Consider the following 16,919-nt stretch of genomic DNA (forward strand, 5'->3'; position numbering starts at 1 on the left):
CTATTCCTTCGTTTGGATACTGAGCAGGCCGCCAGCAAGCATTGCGCTCTTTAGAGGCGTCCGAGAGGCGACGAAGATGCTGCGATAAAGCCTTGTGGCATTGGCCGGAGCACGATCAAGCCAATTGGTCGGAAACTCATCGTGCCAGGGCTGGGTGCGGGGCACGTAAACGTAAGGAAAGAGGCGCTTCAGAGAGTTGAAGAGCAAAAGACGGGTCGGCCGGCAGCCAAGGCCGTTCGCGGCCTGCGTCGGATCGTTCACGTCCTCAGGGACCGTATTGATCGTCTCTTCGGCTCCAAAGGAGACGCATGTTTCGAGTAGAAGCATGTCTTTCGTCAGTGACGCGATCCGCGTCAGCGCCGAAAGCGGGTCTGAAAGGTGATACAGGATCCCATATGCATAGACGATATCGTGCGCAGGCAGATCGGCTGGAAGGTCGCGTTCGACATCCACCATGCGTGCGGTAACCTTTGGGAAGCGCGCTCGCAAATGCGCGAGATTCGGCTCCCGAGCATCGGTTGCGGTTACTTCGCAGCCGCGATCGAGGAAGAAGCTCGTATGATCGCCAATGCCGGCGCCGAGCTCGAGAACCGTCCGGCCAGCTATAGGCAGCATTAAGCTGGCAAGGTGCTCTTGCCGCCTCCGGTTGTGCCGTTGATAGGCATCGTGCATGAAGAATTCTATGGACATAGAGAGCGCGCGCGTGATGACCGTCGCCGGCAGATGGTTCTGCCCGCCGATCCGGTGCCGAAGGCCCTCTTCCCCTACCCAAAGAAAAACCGCTCATCCATATCCCAAATGGGACTGTTCGTTCGTTTCGTTGCAGCTAAACGTTGCAAGCAGGCATTTCGACAGATTGGGGGCGCAGCAGGGGACCGCACTTCTTCAAACTAGATGCATTTCAGAAAGCTGAGCAGTCCGGTATGCCTTCGTTTTGCGAGAGCGCGCTTTGGACGGCGGGATTGTTTGCCCGGCCTCGCGCGCTGGCCGGGCTTGTCCGCACGGCATAGCGCCAGATGTCGCTGCAGCAGCATTCGACCTTAGGCGGCATCCTTGCTTGGCTTGGGCGCGACCCGCGCGCAGCCGATCATGTGTGCGCCGGCCAATTGATCGGCCGTTTGACGTCGCACGACGCAGCCGGCAAGCGCGCGACCGAGACACTTTTAAATGTACATTGTTTGAACTGAGGCAAAGAAGAGATGAGCGGATTGATAGTGCCCCTGATCATGTGCGGTGGTGCGGGCACGCGGTTGTGGCCGGCCTCGCGTGAGGTGCGGCCGAAGCAGTTCCTGCCACTATTCGGGACGCGCTCCACCTTTCAGGACACGATGCTGCGCGTCTCCGATAGCGGGCTGTTCGACCGTCCGATCGTCATCACCAACGCAGCCTATCGCTTCGTCGTGCTGGAGCAGTTGGCCGAGATCGACATCGAGGCCGATATCTTGCTGGAGCCGACGCGCCGTGATTCCGGCCCTGCGATCGCCGCGGGAGCCGTGTTCGCAGAAAGCCCCGATAGCGAGGCGGTCTTGCTCGCGCTCGCTGCCGATCACGTCGTGCGCGACAACGCTGCCTTCGTCGCCGCGTGCCGTCAGGGTCTTATCGCCGCGCGTGAGGGGCGCATCGTCACTTTCGGCGTCAAGCCGGAGCGGCCAGCCACCGAATATGGCTACATCAATCCCGGCGAGGTGGTCGCGGGCGAGGTGCGCGCGGTCACGGAATTCGTCGAGAAGCCGGACGCGGCGAAGGCGGCCGACTACGTCAATTCGGGCTATCTCTGGAACAGCGGCAACTTCATGTTCCCGGCCACGGTTCTGCTCGACGAATATCGCAAGGTCGATCCGGCAAGCGTGCAGGCCGTCGCTGAGGCCGTCGCGAATGCCGGCCGCGATCTTGGCTTCGTGATCATTGAGCCGAACACGTTCGCTTCCGCCAAGGCGACCTCGATCGATTATGCAGTCATGGAAAAGACCGCGCGCGTCGCGGTCGTCCCGGTGTCCTGCGGCTGGTCCGATGTCGGCTCCTGGCACGCGGTGTGGGAATTGTCGGACAAGGATGCGGAAGGAAATGCCGCGCATGGCACCGCTGTATTCGAGGACTCGCGCAATTGTAGCGTCACGACCGATCACGCCTTGGTCGCTCTCGAAGGCGTCGATAATCTCGTTGTGGTCGCAACGGCCGATGCGGTGCTTGTCTCGCGCAAGGATGCCAATGGCCTGAAGCGCCTGGTAACGAAGATCAAGACAATTGCGCCAAAGGTCACCGAAGAGCACCTCAAAGTGCATCGTCCGTGGGGCAGCTATCAGTCGGTCGACAATGGCGCCCGTCACCAGGTCAAGCGCATCGTGGTGAAACCGGGCGGGCGACTGTCGCTCCAGAAGCACCACCATCGCGCCGAGCACTGGATCGTGGTGCGCGGCGCAGCCGAGGTGACCGTCAACAACACCGTGACGACGGTGCACGAGAACGGGTCAATCTACATTCCGATGGGCGCGGTGCACCGGCTGGAGAACCCCGGTAAAATCACCCTGGAGCTGATCGAGATCCAGACCGGCAGCTACCTTGGAGAGGATGACATTATCCGCATCGAGGACGACTACAAGCGCCGTTAATGATGACACTCGCCCCCGAAGACAACGCTGCTGCAACGGCGAGAGCGGATTCACCTCAAGTCACGGTGGTGGTTCCGTCCTATAACCAAGGCCCCTACCTTGAAGATGCACTGCAATCTATCGAAATTCAGGACGTTGCGACAGAGATTATCGTGATGGATGGCGGTTCGACCGACATCTCTCTCACGGTCCTCAAGCGCTGGAGCGAACGGCTGGCATATTGGCGTAGTGAACCTGACGGCGGACAAGCCTCTGCGATCAACGAGGGTATTCGACGCGGCACCGCCCCATACGTCTGTTGGCTGAACAGCGACGACAAATTGGAGCCAGGTAGCCTGCGTGCTCTCATCAAGGCACTGGAGGACAATCCCACCGCACCTGCCGCCTATGGCAACGCCCTGAACATAAACTCGAGGGGCAGCACGAGCCCGGTCTGGGTGCAGCCATTCAGCGAGCGTCGCTTAAGATTGCGCTGCATCATCTCACAGCCTGGAACGCTGATCCGACGCTCCGCTTGGGAAGCACTCGACGGGCTCGATCCAACCCTTCATTTTGCACTGGACTATGACCTATGGTGGCGCCTCTACCGCTCTTTTGGACCGCTCGTCCATGTACCTCGTATCCTGGCCGTGAACCGTCTTCACACGGACACAAAGACGCGGAATAACCGCGCCGCTCATTATTCTGAAGCGATTGGCGTTGTTCGCCGACACCACGGCAACCTCCCGATGAAGTGGTGGCTCGCCCAGCCTTATGCGGTGTGGTGGAAGGCGCTGCTGGCACAGCTCGGAGATCGCAAGTAACTGTGCGCGCGCATCATCCAGGCCTTCATTGTTCTCTCCGTCTCCTGGCGCAACCGCCACCGCTTGGACCTAGTGGGTCCGGATTTCAGGTTACCTAGAGAGATGGCGGTCGGGCGTTCCTTGTCCTGATGGCCTTTGCGCCACAATACCATGCCCCTTCCCTCTACGGCTCTCGCGAAGCATCTCGTCATAAAGATCCAGATATCGCTGCACCATGAGATCCGCTGTAAATAGCTTCTCATACCGCAGACGCGCATTTTGCCCCATACGCTTGGCGAGTACTGGGTGCTCCGTGAGATATATCATCGCCCTCCGTAGGGCATTTGCATCCGATGGCGAAACCACAAGCCCGGTCTGCCGGTCAATATTGATGAACGTCGTTCCGGTGCCGATTTCTGCCGAGATCATCGGCTTGCCGTACATGGCTCCTTCGAGCAGCGATATCCCGAACGCTTCCGATCGAAGGTGGGATGGGAAAACAAAGGCCAAGCACAGCGTTAGAAGAGCGAACTTATCCTCGTCTGGAAGTTCACCGAGCAGTTGAACGTTCGAAAGGCCGTGCCGTTTGGCCTGCCCGTGCAATGCCCGCTCAACGGGACCTTTTCCAACAATGACGACTGGAATGTCTGTTCCGTTGACTGCCTCTAGAAGGATGTGAAGTCCTTTGTAGTAGCGCAAACCTCCAACGAAAAGGAAGAACTGGCCGCCGACGCGGGCACGCCATTTTTCAATGACGGACGCAGGAGGCTGCGGATAGGTTGACTGGTCGACGCCGATCGGGATTGCGCGTGTTTTTGATGCGTAACTCCGCAACGTTTCACTCGTTGCACAATAGTTCGGCGAAGTTGCCACGATACGATCAACGCTATCGAGAAACTTCTTCATCAGCGGACGATACAGCCGAAGCCAAAAACGCTGACGGACAACGTCTGAATGATAAGTAACGACGGACGGCTTGGATGAGAGAGCCGTCAGATGCACGAGATCCATAAGTGGCCACGGGAAATGATAGTGGACAATATCCGCATTGTCGGCCAATTCCGCGAACTTCTTGAACACAGAAAGCGAAAAAGTGGTTGACGCCAATTCAAGGTGCAAAGGCACCGGATGGTTGGTGTAGTTGCCGACTGTGGAGGCATCCAACAATCGCGGGCGGCTTGGAAAAAGGACGTCGACGGCGTGACCGCGCTGGGTAACACCTCGCGCAAGCTGGTCGATGAACTGGGGCACTCCGCCATATGTGTCTGGAAGATGCGTCTTATAAAGATGAAGAATCCTCATTCTTTTTCATGCTTGCTCGAGCTCGCGCTCGTCTGAGAAAAAACACTATCGAAATGATTAGCGATTGGTTCGTTCTGCATCGCGTTCCCCCTGTCCAATGAACGACCGGGGCGCGCGCGCCGATAGGGCGCGCTCGCCCCGGTCGATTGGAAGCGGCAAAACGCGCGAACGAGTGCCCCCCAGAACCGATTGCATTGAGGCCGAGGCAGTCTGATGCCCGCGATACCTGCAAGGCGCGGCCCTGATCCCCATCGAGGGGCAACGCTGCCTATTTCCGGTCAAGAACGATCAACGCAGGCTCCTGAAAACGACTGCCTTGAGCGACGAATAGCCAACTCGAAGGGGCCGCAACGAGTCCCATATGAGATAGAAGACGCAAAATGTGCAGACTTCCCTCCCCTCCACCCATGGTCACCAACACCTACCCGCCGTTTCTGGACGAACGGCGTCGAGGTACATCGACAGAACGGGCTCCTCACGGTGCTGATGCCGGAAGACTCGTCTTGCGCCCATCCTCCTGCAAGCCGCTCTTGAGTTTTTCGTCCGTGGGTGATTGATATTTTCCGGCTCATGGCGGCGACGTCGACTGGCAGGGCATGCATGTCTGCAGCTCAGGCACCGGACATCGCATTTCCTCTGGCCGTCGCGCGTTCATCGACGCGGCCAATGCGCTTGCCGGTGGTCGCGCCTGGCGGTCGGGTCTCGTCACAACACCGAACAACTTGCTCCTGGCGGGATGCCTTGCCCCGTGCATCACACAGCTGGTTGCCGCTTTCGCTGCCGGGCAGTGACTACTGAATTCGCTGTACGTTACGTACGAAACTGATGCATTACAGAGACAATTAACCGTTCAAGGCCACCTCCGCAGAAAGCCGATCTATCAGAGCACCCCATGGAGTAAGCTATGCTCCAGACAGCCCAGGGACGAGGCAAAGAAGAAGGATTTTGATTTCCAATGCGGACCTGTCGATGATCAGTGAAATTCTCGCCGCCATGCGCAGTCACCGCAACCGCATCCATCGCTATCGCGGCTTGCTTGAGGTGGCTGGGCTTGAGCGCCAATATGCCGAGAAGCGCTTGTGCGAGGAGCGTGGTGCTCTGGACGCGCTTGTCTCCGCAATGTTTCCATTGGTTTTCAATATCCCGGGCGGAGCTACGCCTCCTAGGTGGCTTGAAGACGGCAGCTCTCCAGGGCGGTCAGATCACTTAGAGTAATACGCTACAGGATTCTGGGCGTCTGCGTTTCCCCTTTCACTTAGCGTTCGGGTGTTTGCGGTGGATGCCGCACAGCAGGCTGCATCAAGAGGGCTCGCCGCGATGAAATTCAGCGCGAAGGAGAAAATTTGGCCTGATCTATGCAAGCATGGATTTGCAAGACGTGCGGCTTCCTCCCTGATGACAGGTCCGCTTTTCACTTTTCGATCAAACGCAATCGAATGTGGCCGAAGAAGCATTCAAATTGAACCAGCAAACGCAGCGAGCGCGTTGCATCGCGCATAGAAAGATCCGTAGCACACGTACTTAGTCTGAAAATCTCCAGAAATTAATACCAACACATCCCAAATGGGACTGTCTACTTTGACGCACGCAACTATAAGTGTGCATGGGTGACGGCGTTTTAGCCTTAGTCATGAGAAGCTTTTTTTGAACTATTGCTATGCTTATGGGTGACGCGGAAACGGGAGCCGATCCGAAAGGGGCTTTGTTTCGCCCGAGTGAACTGCACATCGCTCGTGGGGAACGGCCCGGCATGATTGGTGCGCTTGATCTGCTGGGCCGGCCCGCGCTCTTGATCGACCGGCACGGCTTTGTGGCCGCCGTCAACGAAAATGCCTCGAAGCTCTTTGATGACGACCTCTCGGTGAAAGGAAGGCGCCTGTTTGCGGCGGACGCTCAGTCGCGATTGAGGTTGGACAGATTGATCACTCAGGTCCGTTTCTTATCTGGCAAGCCGGGCGGCACCACCTTGCAGACAGTCGTCACGCGGAGCCAGCGCCGGCCCGTCGTCATTGATGCGATCGTACAATGCTGGGAAAGCGCGGGCGATGCGGTTCCTCCGGACATGGGCGCTCTTCTGATCTTGACTGATCTGAATGAAATACCTCGCATCTCGCAGAGCTCGGTGATGGAGATCTTTGGCTTGACGCCCGCGCAGGCTCGTCTCGCATCGCTGCTATTGGAAGGAAAGTCGCTGGAGGAAATTGCCCTTGATATGAACATTTCGTCGGGGACAGCGCGTAATCATCTCAAGGCTGTTTTTTTGCGAACCGGGACTAGGCGGCAGGCTGAGCTGGTCTCTCTGTTGTCCCGCTTATTATAGTTCTCCTTAGATTTAAAGTCGTTCGCTCTCGCGTTCTGGCTCGGGTCTGTGCCAGGACGAGAGGGCCGAAGCTGCGGAGGGTTTCCGGACGTTGATCAATCAGGTGACACTCGTGGTCGAAATGGAAGAACTCGCGATTGCGCTACGCGGCGACCTCGCTGCGATCCTGCGGTTTGCGGCGGGCAAGAAGAACCCCGGCTTCCTTTGGGAGGCCGGGACTCTGTTTGCTATCGCAAGCATCGGTGGTTGCGTGGACACGCAACACCCGATTATTGCGATTGGTCGAACAGGAAATCGCCCGGCTTGTTGTATGAAAGATTCTCTGCGTCCCGAACGTAAGTAGCAATCGAAAAGACCAACAAAAACAAAAGAGTTGCGCTTGTTTGACGTCCTATGGCCCGGCTTGTTCACGGGATTTCGGTAGCCAATCGGTGGTTAGGCCGAGGCGGGGCGTCTTGGCCGAGTAGCGGATTTCTACTCCGCGGGTTGCAGGTTCGAGTCCTGCTGGGATCGCCACTCACGATTTCACCTTTTGCTTTTTCAATGACTTACGGACCTTTTTGGCAAACTGGCTCTTCGGTTTGCCAATTCCTGTTCCTGCTCTGACCTTGTCGGCTGCGCTTTCGGACAATCTGATGCGGTTAGCCTCCTCGATGTAACGTTGAGCTTCACCGATCGTCTTCCAGCCAAACCACGCCATGAGTTCCGGCGCCGTTGCGCCGTTCAGCGCGTGATGAACTGCGGAAGCCTTGCGGAGGCCGTGCGCCCTCCCCGGCACTCCCGCTTCCTTGCATCGATCCGCGAACCAATTGCCGAAGCCGGCTGGCGTAAACTGCTCGCCCAGTTCCGTCGTCAGGAATGCGAGATTGCTGGAGCTGGGATGAAGCTTTAGTTCGTCGACAAGCTCGGGCAGCAATTCGATATCGAATTGCACATTCGTCTTTTGGCTATAGCGCGACGATCTGGGTCGGAAGAGCGCGGCGATCAGGATGGCGAGTCGGTGTCGCGGCGCGATGATGATCGCCGCGATGATTGTCGCGCGCAAGAGTTTTGTTTGCTTTGATTGTCGCGGAGCGTCAATCAAGCGAGCGTTTTTTGTGTCGCGTGCTCCGGTGGCCGCCCTGGACCACGCTTTCGCTCGAGGGCAGTCCGCCTGCGATAGCTCTCGACGTTCATCTCGACGATGGTGGCGTGGTGAACAAGGCGATCGATCGCCGCGAGGGTCATAGCTGGGTCCGGAAAGACCTTGTTCCATTCTCCAAAGGGCTGATTGGCGGTGATCAGCAAAGAGCGTCGCTCGTAGCGTGCGCTGATGAGCTCGAACAGCACACTGGTCTCGGCCTGGTCCTTGGTGACATAGGCAAGATCGTCCAAGATGACGAGATCGAAGCGATCGAGGCGGTTGATGGCGCCCTCGAGGTTGAGCTCGCGGCGAGCCACCTGGAGCTTCTGCACGAGATCGGTGGTGCGGGTGAACAGGACGCGCCATCCGTTCTCGATGAGGGCCAAGCCGATTGCTGCCGCCAAGTGGCTCTTGCCTCCACCGGGCGGACCAAACAGCAGCAGATTGGCGCCCTTGCCGAGCCAGCCGTCGCCGGCGGCGAGTGCGGTCATTTGCGCCTTGGAGATCATCGGCACGGCCTCGAAGTCGAAGCTGTCAAAGGTCTTTCCGGTAGGCAGCCGCGCCTCGACGAGATGGCGCTCGATGCGGCGGCGGCCGCGCTCAGCGATCTCGTGCTCGGCAATGGTGGCGAGGAAGCGCGCCGCCGGCCAGCCTTCTTTATCGGATTGCTCGGCAAATTGCGGCCACAGCGCCTTGATGGCGGGCAGCCGCAGCTCGTTGAGCAACAGATTGAGGCGCGCGGTGTCGACTACGTTGGTTGTGCTCATGCGGCGCCTCCGATCTCGGCGGTACCGATGAGGCATTCATAGGTGGCGAGCGGTGCGAGGCGTACCACGACGTTCGGCACCTGGGCGGGATCCGGGGCGAAGTGCGTACGTAGCCGGTTGAGGTCGGGCAGCCGGCCGGCGTTCAGGTCGGCCGTGAGCTGATTGGCGAGTTCGGCCTCGCAACCGCGCTCATGGGCGAGTGCGAGGAGATCGACCATGATCCGGCAGGCCTTCTTGTCCGGCAAGCGTTTGCGCAAGACGTCGAAGGCTCGGCGGTAAGCTTCCCGGGGGAACAGCTGGTCGCGGTAGACCAGGTTGAGGAGCGCCATCGGCTTGCGCCGCAAGGAATGGATCACGTGCCGATAATCGACGACCTGATCGTGCTTGCCATTGGGATGCGGCCGCCCGCGCGGCAAGGTGAGGAGATGCGTGCCGCCGACAAACACGTCGAGGTGATCGTCATACAGGCGCACCCGCAGCCGATGGCCGATCAAGCGCGACGGCACCGTGTAGAACACCTTGCGCAAGGTGAAGCCGCCGGACGACGTCACGTGGACGATCACCTCTTCATAGTCCGACGTGCGGCGGTCCGGCAGATCCTGAAGTGCGCTACGTTCACTGTCGATCCGCTTGGCGTTGCGGGCACTGCGGCGGCTGGCGATCTCATCGATGAAGCCACGATAGGCAGCGAGATCGTCGAAGTCGGCGGTGCCACGCAGCAACAGCGCGTCGCCGATCGCCCGCTTGAGATGACCATGCGAACTCTCGATCGCCCCGTTCTCGTGGGCGATGCCACGATTGTTGCGGGAAGGCCGCATGCCGTAATGGGCACAGAGGTCCTCGTATCGCCGCGTCAGATCGTCTTTGGCGTCGCGGTCGAGATTGCAAAAGGCGGCCGACAGGCTGTCGGTGCGATGCTCCCGTGGCGCCCCACCGAGTGACCACAAGGCATTCTGCAGGCCTTCGGCCAGAGCGACGAAGCTCTCACCGCCGAGCACGACATGGGCGTGCTCAAACCCGGAATAGGCCAGCCGGAAGTGATAGAGACGATGGTCGAGCGGTACGCCCGCGATCGTGACACCCAATTCGCCCATGTCGGTGAAGTCGGACAGGCCGCGCTGACCGGGTTCGTGGGTCTGGCGGAAGATGACCTCCTGCTCCTCGCCGTGGATCGCCCGCCAGGCCCGGATCCGGCGCTCCAGCGTGCGACGGATGCCGGCGCCGAGCTCGGGATGGCGTCGGAGCAACTCCTCGAAGATCGTGACCGGCCGCACACCGGGGGCGGCCTTCAGCATCGGCACGATATCTGTCTCAAATACGCGGGCCAAGGGATCCGGCCGGCGACGGCCGCGGGGAGCCTTCTTCTGCGACGGAAGGCGTCGATCCTTCTCGATCCGGTAAGCGGTCGAGGTGCTGAACGACGCCTTGGCGGCGGCCACGGGTGGGCTATCGGTCTGGCGGTACTTCATGTAGAGCCTCATTTGGTGATCGGTAATGTGTCGGCCTGGCACGCGAGTGATTCCTCTTGGCGGAAGAACCACTTGCATAACCAGCCGGCCGCGATCACCAGTCGGCGCGGTCCGCTGTGGATCGCGCCGACGCCGGGCTCGTAACTCCGGTCGGGCTACGCCCTCCCTGCGTCACGAGCCCGGCGTAGCCCTCTCATCATGGTCGACGCTCCACTTCCATCCTGTTCGCCGCGCGGCATTTGGCGCCGCATCGAAAGTTTGCCACTCTTCACATGCTGCCGCCCCATCCGGACGACGTCAGATCTCGCGTGCCCGGTCTGCAACAGCAGTTCGAGGGCAAGCCTCGCTTTCGTGCCCGACGGATGCCGCTCCCTGTACTGAACGATCTCCTCTTCCGTCCAGGTGGGGAAACCGCCCGTCTTTTTCATCTTTGCCCGCTTGATGCCAATGAGCGGGTCAACCCTGATCATGCCGAGCGCTATGCAATGGTCGAGAAAACCTCGCATTGATTTGACGAAGTTGCGTTGAGCTGCCGGCTTTTTGCCGCTGACAATGTTCTGGATGGCTTGCGCGTGCATCAGCGCGATACGCTTGTCGCCGTGGTCATTCCGAAAGCGCTCCAGAATTGCCCGTCGATTCTGTTGGGTCGACTTCGCCAGTTGCTCAGTGAAGGCCGTTGACTGGTAGTAGCTGACTAGAGCTGCATTCACGGTTCCGGGGACCGTTCGGCTCGCTCCGATGGGCTGAGGACTCCATTGTTCATTCAGCGCACGCTCCCGCGCTTCCATGAACTCCGGAGACCAGGGCAGGCCCGGCAGCGCCACCTGCTTCTTGCGACCCGGAACACGGAGGTAAAATCTTGGCTTCCCGTCGTTGTCGACGAACGAGTGAGTATATTTCGGGTTCTTGCGCTTCACTGCACATCATCCCACTCATTGCCGGTCGCGGCCGATGGCCCGCTCTCGCCGGTAAAGACGACAATCTTTCCCTGTCGGTCGATCTCGATGCGCTTCACACTCAGGCCGGCGTTCACCGCGCCCTTGAGGGCCTTGGTGACATCACCCTGCTTGAATGTGTGCTGCCCCTTCGACATCAGGCAGCCCTCACCGATCGGCAATCACGTTAGCGACCACCACAAAGGCAGATCCGATAATTTCCCGCTTTACCCTCAGACAGGCGTCAATCGTCTTCTGAATCTGCCCGGCGCGGTAGAACTCGATGCGCCTTGTTTTCTTCGGCGTGGTGACAATCAGATCAGCGGCGTAAGGCTCGCCGCCCGCGATCGAAACCTCGAACCCGAAGTAGTGCTTAGGGTCCGCCTTGCCGGCAAGATGCTGCATGACAGCAACGATGGCTCTTCCGAATGTGTTTACCTCTTTCTCCGTGCGCCCGATGATATCGCACAGGAATGAGAGGTTCTCGAAATCGTTTCGTGGATGGTCGCTCGACCTACCAGCGAAGGGCAATTCATAGAGCGTCTGAACGCAGTCGGCAGCGCGCCCGATTTCGTCACAGGACGCGATTGCGGCCAGAAGTACCGCGGCGTCCTCAGCTCCCATCAAAGCGCTGCCGCGCCCGTGTCCCTTTTTTGTACGAAGGCCCGCTTCCATAAGCCGCCGGTCGTAATTCTTCACTGTCCCGTAGGGGATGCCCAACGCGACCGCTACAGTCCCCACCAACTCCGCCGGAGTGATCGCCATTTACCAAGGATCCATTCAAATGTAATCTTAGCAAATAAACCTGATTTGCGGTTCAAATGCAACGATTACGTTTGAAAGGCCTCACCTTATCATTCTATCGGATCACATTTAGTTCGGGCCGTCGGGCCGATCAGAAGGATGCGCCGGATCCACGCAAAGATTCACCCAGGTCATCCTTGAATATGGAGGCCAAAGCGCCTGTTGGCTGGACACATCGAACAGGTCGGGCTGACGGTGTTAGAAAAGCGCTGAAACCAGAGCTGGTCTGGACCTTGCCATTGGGTGGCAGAACGAAACAGAACTTACGTGAGTCCGCTTGAGCCGGCGCGAGCCTAATTGCCCAGCCATGCCTCTAACGGCCACCAACGAGCGGTAGTGCCTCAGGAAGCTCTCTTGGCAACCAAGCTCGCCTGAAACGCTGGCGGCTAAATTTTCGGTTGCAATTGAATCACCGGCAACGGCGGAGAGCCTAGATTGGCCGACCAATCGCAGTGAGCGTACAAGGCCCGAAAGTATGCGTAAGTTGCTGTCTTCCCTACGTTTTCCACGAAGAGCCCGACAGCCTCTTCGGAGCAATCCTTAATGCCTTCGTAGCTGATCAAATATGAACCAACGCATTTCACGACGGTGCGCTTCTTGAACTTGAAGTGAACTTCCCAAATCACGTTAGCAACGCAAGTGCCGTCGGCCGTACCAGACGACATAACCTTCGTCCGCGGCGTTATGCTGCGCGTGAGCAACGCTTTGTTCACACCGAGCGCTTCTGGATGGATTTTAAAGTCGACCTTTTCAAGTATCAGGCTAGACAATCGAGCGGTGCGAACCAGCCGGTTATAGTCCGCTCGCCGATTCTCCACGTGCGCACCAGCGTTAGCTGGGGGCGCAGCGCCCCCACCTACCGTTGCAGGCAAATTATCCAGATCGTTCATTAAGCGGCGTCTTCGAGTTCGAACAATGACGGGTCGAGCCCTTCGCTGGAATAGCTGTAGTTATCGTTGGATGCGCTGCACTCCTTCACGATTGCGACCATTTCAGCGTCGTCACCGCGGTCCGCGATCGACTGCGTCAAGGTCCACTGCCATGCCTCCTCGGCGGCTTCGTGTTGCACCTCGTTCGACTCATCCTCGCTCATGCACGGTGCTGAACTTACGCACAGCCGTTCGCCGAGAGCATACAACAGCGACGCCATCGTCTTCAGCGTGGGATTAGCGTCCGCACTCAACAATTGCGACAAGCGAGCCTTGGAGATTCCTGCCCGCTCGGCCAATTGACCGCGCGACACGCCTTTTTTGACTATCAGCTCTTGAAGCAGAAACTGGCAATCGATCAGCAAATCCTCTTCTGCCTCAATCGCGCGCCGCTCGAACTTTTTCTGGATCTTTGCCATCGCCAAATCCTCGCTTCTCATGCCCCATACTCAGCAAATTCAGCCGCCATTCTTGCTGTGGCTACGAGCAATTGCCGATTTGCCTTGTTCTGCTTCTTGGACGGATCGATTGACAGCCCGACGAAACAGCGTCGTTCTGCCACCTTTAGTATGGCCCCATATAGCCTCCATTGTTTTCCTTTAAAGGCCCACACGGCCACCTTGCCTCCGCGACCGTCCGGGATGTTCTCTTCTTTCTTAAATTTCTCATCGCCCAGCCGTTTGTTGTAGTCAGCGTTGTCGCAGAATTCAGCAAAATAACGCAAAAGGTGGCGACCGAGTTTCACGCTAATTATATCATTTCCTTCAATAGCTTGCATGTATTCTGCATAAACTTTTTCCGACATGCGAATGTCCGCAACGGTCCCACCGTGGGCAATCTTCAAGTCTTCAGCCTTGGGACGCGACTGCCCCATGTTGTTCCTTGGGTGTTAATATATAACTTAAAACGGGGCAACCCTGTAAATCGTCTGTGATCGAACGTCAACCTTAGAGGGTTACGGCTGGTGCAGAACGGCAACACAGACCTGCCACTTTTGGGCGAGCGGGTCTACCCTTGCTGCCTTTGATACCCAGGATATCTTTCACGGTACAATTTGCCGTCAAACTAACGACTAGGCGCGAAGACATCTTCGGGAACAATTTACATCCTGGCCATGACACGACGCACCTGAATCGCCGACCACTTTCCTTGCCCGCGCGCGGTCGGAATGCCAGCCTCATTCAGGCCCTTAGCAATATCTCTGAGACTCAATCTCCCTGCCGCCTGCAGCTCTGCGACAATTGGGGCGATATCGGCGGCCCGAGAATCAGCGCGCGCCTTGAGCGCGTCCGCGGCCAACGCACGGGCTCTCTTGGTCGGAACCACCCCCCGATCGCCCCCCAATTTCTTGCCCCGCCTCTTTGCAGCGGCCAACGCGTCCTTGGTACGCTTGCTGATCATGCGGCGCTCTTCCTCTGCAACCATGGCCATGATTCCGACTGTGAGGCGATTGGCATTGGGCATATCGGCTGCCACGAAGTCGATACCGGCCTTTTCCAGGCCCAGCAGGAAGTGTGCATCGCGCGAAAGGCGGTCCAGCTTCGCAATCACGAGCCTGGCCTTGTGGGCTCGACAGGCTTTGATTGCCTCGGCCAGCATAGGGCGATCGGTGCGCTTTCCGCTTTCAATCTCAACGTATTCCTTCACCAGCGACCACTCGCCGCCGTTGAGATATTCCGAGACTGAGTTGCGCTGCGCCTCAATGCCGAGACCTGATTTGCCTTGGCGATCAGTCGAGACGCGAAGGTAAGAAATCCACTTGCCATCTGCCATTTCGAGCCCTTTACAAATCAGCCTACCGTCGTTGACTGATTTGTAACACATACTCCACCCCCTTACAAGCCTGACTACCGTCGATTGATTGGCGGCCGTTTCCAAGCACTTCGGAAATTATTGGGCAGAGCAACCAGCGATTTTAAGGGTAAGGGGGTGAGTAGTTTAAGGCACCGGACTTGAAATTCTGGACCCTCGTGCTGCACTAGAAAATTCTGCATTGGGCATTTCCGGTGCTGGGCGCCATATGCTGTAGCTAAATACTCGGAAGGCAGGTAGCAACATGGTAGCAGTCAGTTCTCGGCTCGCTCCGCGGAGCCTTGCAGGATTATCCACGTGAGAGAGGTCTCACCCGAATCCGGGACAGCACCGCCTCGCTTTCAACCGCTCGATCAGCACTCACAATGCACAGGTCTTGCTCCTCGCGTACTGCAAGACGGCTGGTTCAAATCGAGCGTGGAGGAGATGGGCCTTGATTCACACTCGGCGGCAGAAAGCATCGCAAGTATGCTGGGCAATCCTGTCACTGGCCGCGCCGGTCAAAAGGTCGAATCTCTAATTCCGATAACACGCTCGGGTGCACGCTGGAGGTCACTAAGCGTCGTGCATGGGCTCGGGCCATTCCCGATACACACGGACGGTGCTTACCTTCTACAGCCGCCGCGATTCATCGTGCTGGTGTGTGAAACACCAGGCAGGTCCCCTATCCCCACGATCCTCTTCCGGTTTCGCGACCTGCACGTGACCGGCTCCGAACGCGCGCGTTTCGAAGCGGCTCCTTTCCTCGTGCGAAACGGTAAAAGGTCATTCTACTCGACCATTTGCAGCCCCGGCCGGCCCTTTATTCGATTCGATGAGGGCTGCATGGTACCATTAGGGTCCGACAGCGAGGCCAGCGTCAAGATAATCACAGATCGCGCAAGAGACATCGGCTTTACCCCTGTGCACTGGCAAACGGGCGATGTCATCATCATTGATAACTGGAATGTTCTACATGGACGCGGCCACTCCGATGACCAGGCATCGACCGACAGGAAACTTTTGCGGGTGAGCGTGAGGTGAAAAACATGCCCACAAAAGAGCCTGCAGTCCCCGCTGCCCTTTCAGCGGACGCGCTCATGGGAAAATCACAGGCCTACATCAGCCGCGCGCTGGCGGCGAAAGCAGCAGGGTCCATGGGCGAATATCAGCTATGGGCGTCACTTTCGCTCGAACTCCTCGGTAAGGCAGCTCTCGCAAAAATTCACCCTTGTCTTGTGGCCGATCCGCAAAGCTACATTTCGTTGTTTGCCGCGGCTGGCATGCACGTCGGCACCGACGTAAAAACAATTATCGCAAAGACGTTGTTCGAGCGGCTCACCCATGTTTCGAAAAGGTTTGATAAGAAGACACAGGAATTCTGCACAAACATGAGCCTGAAACGGAATGCCGAGTTGCATTCCGGAGAGGCTCCCTTCGAGGGCGTTGTCGCGGCCTCGTGGGAAGGCCGCTACTGGCACACCGCGGAAATTATCTTGGAGGCGTGTTCAAGCACGATCGAGTCGTGGCTCGGTGCCGATAAGGCGCCGGCGCCAAAAGAGCTTCTTGCCGAATATACGCACGCAACCGAAGAAGCTGCCAAGATCCGGGTTGAGACGGCGGCCGAAGCCTTTGCGGCCCGTGCGAAGAAGGACCGTGACGAGGCTTACGCAAAAGCCGCCGCCCTGGACGCGTGGGAAATGCGCCGAAGCTTCAGGCTGCTTGCCGACGAGATCTGGGATACGGAATGCCCGGCATGCAAGTCGCGATCATTCCTTACCGGCGTCAAGTACAACGAGGAGGTTTCCGAGGAAGACAGCGAACATCCCGACGAGGAGATGGTCGATATCTTTTATGTCGCGGAAGAGTTCCGGTGCCCTTCCTGCAATCTTCACCTCGACACTCGGGAGGCAATCGAAGCGGTAGGATTGGATGTAGACCATGTCGAAACGGAGACACGTCAGCGGGAATACGAGCCGGACTATGGCAACGACTGATCTTTTCGTAGCGATTTCGAGAATCTGATCGCGCCCATCTGTGGACGCCCCAAGTGCAAGCGGTTTTTAAGATTGGCACGTAGTCGGATGC

At 58.1% G+C, this 16,919-nt stretch carries 19 protein-coding genes; 7 read left to right on the forward strand and 12 right to left on the reverse strand.

The features are described from left to right. Positions 1–672, reverse strand: coding sequence for a class I SAM-dependent methyltransferase (locus tag ACVWW6_RS01795; RefSeq protein ID WP_456680023.1), 672 nt, complete (start codon positions 670–672; stop codon positions 1–3). Between the two features lie 527 nt (positions 673–1,199). Here ACVWW6_RS01795 and ACVWW6_RS01800 point away from each other — a divergent pair. Together ACVWW6_RS01800 and ACVWW6_RS01805 are read left to right on the forward strand one after the other, a co-directional pair. Beyond that, positions 1,200–2,609: a mannose-1-phosphate guanylyltransferase/mannose-6-phosphate isomerase gene (locus ACVWW6_RS01800; RefSeq protein WP_456680024.1), complete on the forward strand. Its 1,410-nt coding sequence runs from the start codon at positions 1,200–1,202 to the stop codon at positions 2,607–2,609. Continuing rightward, positions 2,609–3,412 carry a glycosyltransferase family 2 protein gene (locus ACVWW6_RS01805; protein ID WP_456680025.1) on the forward strand — a complete coding sequence of 268 codons (804 nt, stop codon included), beginning with the start codon at positions 2,609–2,611 and terminating at the stop codon, positions 3,410–3,412. Before ACVWW6_RS01800 ends, ACVWW6_RS01805 begins: the two co-directional genes overlap by 1 nt. 90 nt (positions 3,413–3,502) lie before the next feature. Here ACVWW6_RS01805 and ACVWW6_RS01810 read toward each other — a convergent pair whose 3' ends face one another. Next, positions 3,503–4,693 carry a glycosyltransferase gene (locus tag ACVWW6_RS01810; protein ID WP_456680026.1) on the reverse strand — a complete coding sequence of 397 codons (1,191 nt, stop codon included), beginning with the start codon at positions 4,691–4,693 and terminating at the stop codon, positions 3,503–3,505. Positions 4,694–5,638: 945 nt separating this feature from the next. Here ACVWW6_RS01810 and ACVWW6_RS01815 point away from each other — a divergent pair. The 3 genes from ACVWW6_RS01815 (at position 5,639) to ACVWW6_RS01825 (ending at position 7,356) form a co-directional block, all read left to right on the forward strand. Next, positions 5,639–5,908, forward strand: a complete 270-nt coding sequence (locus tag ACVWW6_RS01815) for a hypothetical protein (RefSeq protein WP_456680027.1) — start codon at positions 5,639–5,641, stop codon at positions 5,906–5,908. Positions 5,909–6,356: 448 nt separating this feature from the next. Further along, positions 6,357–7,013 (forward strand): helix-turn-helix transcriptional regulator, encoded by a 657-nt coding sequence (locus ACVWW6_RS01820; protein ID WP_456680028.1) that lies wholly within the window; start codon positions 6,357–6,359, stop codon positions 7,011–7,013. A 91-nt stretch (positions 7,014–7,104) separates the two neighbouring features. Beyond that, positions 7,105–7,356, forward strand: coding sequence for a hypothetical protein (locus ACVWW6_RS01825; protein ID WP_456680029.1), 252 nt, complete (start codon positions 7,105–7,107; stop codon positions 7,354–7,356). 174 nt (positions 7,357–7,530) lie between these two features. Here the strand turns inward: ACVWW6_RS01825 and ACVWW6_RS01830 are convergent, their stop codons facing one another. From ACVWW6_RS01830 to ACVWW6_RS01875, 10 genes are all read right to left on the reverse strand, one after another. Continuing rightward, entirely contained in the window at positions 7,531–8,058 is a 528-nt protein-coding gene (locus ACVWW6_RS01830; RefSeq protein ID WP_456680030.1) for a hypothetical protein, read from the reverse strand. Positions 8,059–8,093: 35 nt separating this feature from the next. Continuing rightward, a complete protein-coding gene (gene istB / locus ACVWW6_RS01835; protein WP_018270204.1) occupies positions 8,094–8,903 on the reverse strand; it encodes an IS21-like element ISBj11 family helper ATPase IstB in 810 nt (269 codons plus the stop codon). Next, complete coding sequence (istA, locus tag ACVWW6_RS01840; RefSeq protein ID WP_456680031.1) at positions 8,900–10,414, reverse strand: IS21-like element ISBj11 family transposase; 1,515 nt, start codon at positions 10,412–10,414, stop codon at positions 8,900–8,902. Before istA ends, istB begins: the two co-directional genes overlap by 4 nt. Before the next feature lie 113 nt (positions 10,415–10,527). Beyond that, positions 10,528–11,289 carry a hypothetical protein gene (locus tag ACVWW6_RS01845; protein ID WP_456680032.1) on the reverse strand — a complete coding sequence of 254 codons (762 nt, stop codon included), beginning with the start codon at positions 11,287–11,289 and terminating at the stop codon, positions 10,528–10,530. Next, entirely contained in the window at positions 11,286–11,465 is a 180-nt protein-coding gene (locus ACVWW6_RS01850; protein WP_456680033.1) for a hypothetical protein, read from the reverse strand. Before ACVWW6_RS01850 ends, ACVWW6_RS01845 begins: the two co-directional genes overlap by 4 nt. Before the next feature lie 10 nt (positions 11,466–11,475). Continuing rightward, positions 11,476–12,072, reverse strand: coding sequence for a hypothetical protein (locus ACVWW6_RS01855; protein WP_456680034.1), 597 nt, complete (start codon positions 12,070–12,072; stop codon positions 11,476–11,478). A 425-nt stretch (positions 12,073–12,497) separates the two neighbouring features. Beyond that, a complete protein-coding gene (locus ACVWW6_RS01860) occupies positions 12,498–13,001 on the reverse strand; it encodes a hypothetical protein (RefSeq protein ID WP_456680035.1) in 504 nt (167 codons plus the stop codon). Continuing rightward, on the reverse strand, positions 13,001–13,459 hold the full coding sequence (locus ACVWW6_RS01865) for a helix-turn-helix domain-containing protein (protein WP_456680036.1): 459 nt from the start codon (positions 13,457–13,459) through the stop codon (positions 13,001–13,003). The genes ACVWW6_RS01860 and ACVWW6_RS01865 overlap by 1 nt, the downstream gene beginning before the upstream one ends. 17 nt (positions 13,460–13,476) lie before the next feature. Beyond that, positions 13,477–13,845, reverse strand: coding sequence for a hypothetical protein (locus ACVWW6_RS01870; RefSeq protein WP_456680037.1), 369 nt, complete (start codon positions 13,843–13,845; stop codon positions 13,477–13,479). A gap of 296 nt (positions 13,846–14,141) precedes the next feature. Then, on the reverse strand, positions 14,142–14,813 hold the full coding sequence (locus tag ACVWW6_RS01875) for a recombinase family protein (protein WP_456680038.1): 672 nt from the start codon (positions 14,811–14,813) through the stop codon (positions 14,142–14,144). Positions 14,814–15,677: 864 nt separating this feature from the next. Here ACVWW6_RS01875 and ACVWW6_RS01880 point away from each other — a divergent pair. Together ACVWW6_RS01880 and ACVWW6_RS01885 are read left to right on the forward strand one after the other, a co-directional pair. After that, on the forward strand, positions 15,678–15,875 hold the full coding sequence (locus ACVWW6_RS01880) for a TauD/TfdA family dioxygenase (protein WP_456683109.1): 198 nt from the start codon (positions 15,678–15,680) through the stop codon (positions 15,873–15,875). 5 nt (positions 15,876–15,880) lie between these two features. Continuing rightward, positions 15,881–16,828 carry a hypothetical protein gene (locus tag ACVWW6_RS01885; protein ID WP_456680039.1) on the forward strand — a complete coding sequence of 316 codons (948 nt, stop codon included), beginning with the start codon at positions 15,881–15,883 and terminating at the stop codon, positions 16,826–16,828. The last annotated feature ends 91 nt before the right edge of the window (positions 16,829–16,919 follow it).

This window comes from Bradyrhizobium sp. USDA 3311, from assembly GCF_054062495.1.